Consider the following 3,162-nt stretch of genomic DNA (forward strand, 5'->3'; position numbering starts at 1 on the left):
TAGTCAGAATAAAAAGATGTTATTAATAAAATAATAGAGGTTCAAAATGAGGATAATTGCATTAATATTGGTATTAACTGCAATTGTTTATGGACAGAGTAAAAGCATAGAAGAAAGATTAAGAAGTAAAAATACAGAAGAAAGAATGAAAGCAATAGAGGAAGTAATAGAGAAAAAGATAGCAGAAGCAAAACCAATAATCGAAGAAGAAATAGACAAACAGGAGTTATGGCTTAAGCCTTTATACATCGAAGCATTAAAAGTGCTTGGGTCAGATAAAGTAGAAGAAAAAGTAAGTGAATATATAAGAAGTATAGAACAAAAAGCAAAAGAGAATGGAGAAGTAATTAGTGAAGAATTAAGGCTCAAGATAGTAAATGAGAACAAAGAACAATTTGAAAGAAAAGATAGAGGAGAGCAGAAAAAGTAATGACAAAGAAAAAAAATAGTTGACAAAAAAATGGACATAAAATAAATTTGTTCAAAAAATAAGAGGGATAGGGCAGTGGCGAGGGAATCAACGATTCAACCTACTTTATCACATCAACTAATCAGTCAATCAGTTAATCAATCAATTCATTCATTCATTCATTCATATCCTCTATAACTAAACAGCTAAAAATCATACTATTAATTTTGATAGTTTGCAACGTGTTATTAAATATTACATATTCACAAGTAAGGATAAAAGAACGGGTTGAAATAAAGAGGGAAGCAGTTAGTGATTATTATGAAGACTGGAGAGAAATGGAAATAAGAAGTAGCAAAGAAAAAATAGAAGGAGGAGATATAATAAGATTAGAAGTTGGGTATTATAATTATGAGGGTGAATTTTTGCAGTTATATATAAGTCCTTATGAAAATTTCGTAGCAGAATTTAGAATAGTCTCAGGAGCAGAGTATTGTTTTTTCAGGGATGAAAATGGGGATACAGTTAGAGGGTCTATAAGAATAAATGAGGGAGGATATATGGGAGTAAATTTAGAGATAGGGCCAAATTACGATAGTACAAGATATATAAGAGTGGAATTTTCATCTTGTGAGACTGGTTGTATATTAATGGGCAAAAGAGGGGAAAATGTAATTAATCAATATAAAAAAGGGAGTCAAAGAGAGACAAAAACATTTACAGTAGAATGTCCTCCATTAGCAAATTGCGGAATTTATGGTGTGCCATCAATGACACATATAAGTGCAGTAAAAGAATTTGGTAAGAAGTCTGATTGCTCCTCAGCCCCGCAATGCGTGGGGGAGGTGGAACCACCCTGGATAGAATTAAAAAAGATAGAATCGTATCCGGAATTATGTAATAAGAAAGAAAATCTTAGGGGAGCATTTTCTCCACAAATTGAAAAAGAATTTAGTATAAATCAAATTGAAGCATGTTATAATAAAGAAGAAGATAGATGGCAATTTAGGTTGCCAGAGGAAAATAAATTTTATATAGAGTATAAGTTAGAAATATGTTATGAAAACATAAACAGGCTGTATGGTAATAAAGCAATATACTCATTAGAAGAACTAAATAAAATTCCAAAGGATTCAGTGTGCAAGGCTATAAAAGATTTTAAGCTATTACTTGGTAGTTATGGGGAAGTACCAAAAGGAAGGTATTACATAGTAGAATATACAAAAGAACATGAAGATGTACACTTAAGTGATTTTAGAACTATTGTTAATAATACATACATAAAAGATAATTTCTTTGAAAAGTTTATAAATCTAAAATTGAGTTGTGAGGATGTAAAAGATATTAATGATGCTAAGATGAAAGGTGAAAACCAATATAATAATTTATTCAAAGAATTTAGAAAGAATATTAAAAATGATTGGGATAAAAAGATTGGTCAAAAAGATTCCCCAGAAAGAACATCTTATGAAAATAAAGTACATAATAAGATAAAGAATTACATTGTTAACAAATATGTAGAAGAATTAAAACTTAAACACACAGATATAACATGTAATTAGAAGGAGTTAAAAATGAAAATAAATAACATAGTTGTGTTACTATTTTTAATAATAATTTATACAATAAAAGCTCAAGTACTAAAAGAGCAAGAGAAACAAGAAATAATCAATTCGTTATCTATAGTAACAGATGATTCTATAGGGACAGACCATTATGCACCTTATGCAATAGAACGAATAATAGAAGATGAAATAAAGGAGGCTGAACCAGCAATTATAGAAAATATATGGAAACAAGATCCTTATACGCAAACAAGATTTTTATATGCTTTACGAATATTAGGTTCAGAAAGATTAGAAGAATTAACACTAGCCTATATTGATTCAGTAGACCACTATCCAGAAGATGAATATTTTACAAAACTTGAATTAAAAGTATTAGTTCTTCGCAATTTATTTGTAAGAGGTAATTTCACACATTATCAATTAGTATATGATAGGCTTGAAGAAGATTGGGACGATGCTTGTGGAGAAGTAGTTGGTTTATTGTACTACATAGCAAAGGGTATTCCAGGTGAAAGAGAAAGAGCAAAACGAGAATTAATGAAAATAGCAGAAAATGCAAATGACTATTTTTTTAGATTTTATGCAATAGATTTTTTACAACAAATATATGATCAAGAAATGATTCCGTTTTTTATTGAGAGATTTAAACTTGATGAGAGTTCAGATATTAGATATTTAATTCTAACTGAGGTATTTGTTAAATATAAAGATTTAGATATAAGTAAAGTATTAACAGAAAGTTTAACATCAGAACCAGATGCAACTGTTAGAGAGAGAATCGTTGAAGAATTGATAGAAAAATACCAAAATCCATCTAATTATGAAATTATTAAAACTTATGTAGTAAATGAGAATGACAAAACAACAAGAAATTTAGTCAATTTTTTATTAAGAGATAATAAACCTCGTCCCGATCCCACCGAAACCCCATTATCAATGATAGATAGTTTAATCAGCTACAATAATCAATGTTATAATTTAGGCTGGATACAATATTACTGGGTAAGAGATATAAATTATTATCAGCTTAACAATGCAAAGATGATGATAAATATGGGCTATTTAGCAAGTGCAGAGATAATACTTCAGGCATATGAGAACTGGATAAACACAGTGAAAAGCTTAGCATGGATAAATGAAGATGCATATAGGTTTTTGTATTATTATTCAGTTTATTTGAGAGAG

At 29.2% G+C, this 3,162-nt stretch carries 3 protein-coding genes; all 3 read left to right on the plus strand.

Translation table 11 applies throughout. From position 1 onward, the window contains the following. Positions 1-46: 46 nt before the first annotated feature. Complete coding sequence (locus tag AC27L2_RS13710) at positions 47-430, plus strand: hypothetical protein (RefSeq protein ID WP_487212335.1); 384 nt, start codon at positions 47-49, stop codon at positions 428-430. Between the two features lie 221 nt (positions 431-651). Next, positions 652-1,971, plus strand: a complete 1,320-nt coding sequence (locus tag AC27L2_RS13715; protein WP_487212336.1) for a hypothetical protein — start codon at positions 652-654, stop codon at positions 1,969-1,971. 33 nt (positions 1,972-2,004) lie between these two features. Next, the coding region (locus AC27L2_RS13720; protein WP_487212337.1) for a HEAT repeat domain-containing protein at positions 2,005-3,162 on the plus strand (1,158 nt) is incomplete at its 3' end.

The organism is Rosettibacter sp. KY25, assembly GCF_057554405.1.

Bases quoted from the DNA above. Each gene is read 5' to 3' on its own strand.
- AC27L2_RS13710 (WP_487212335.1), top strand. From the start codon at position 47: ATGAGGATAATTGCATTAATATTGGTATTAACTGCAATTGTTTATGGA.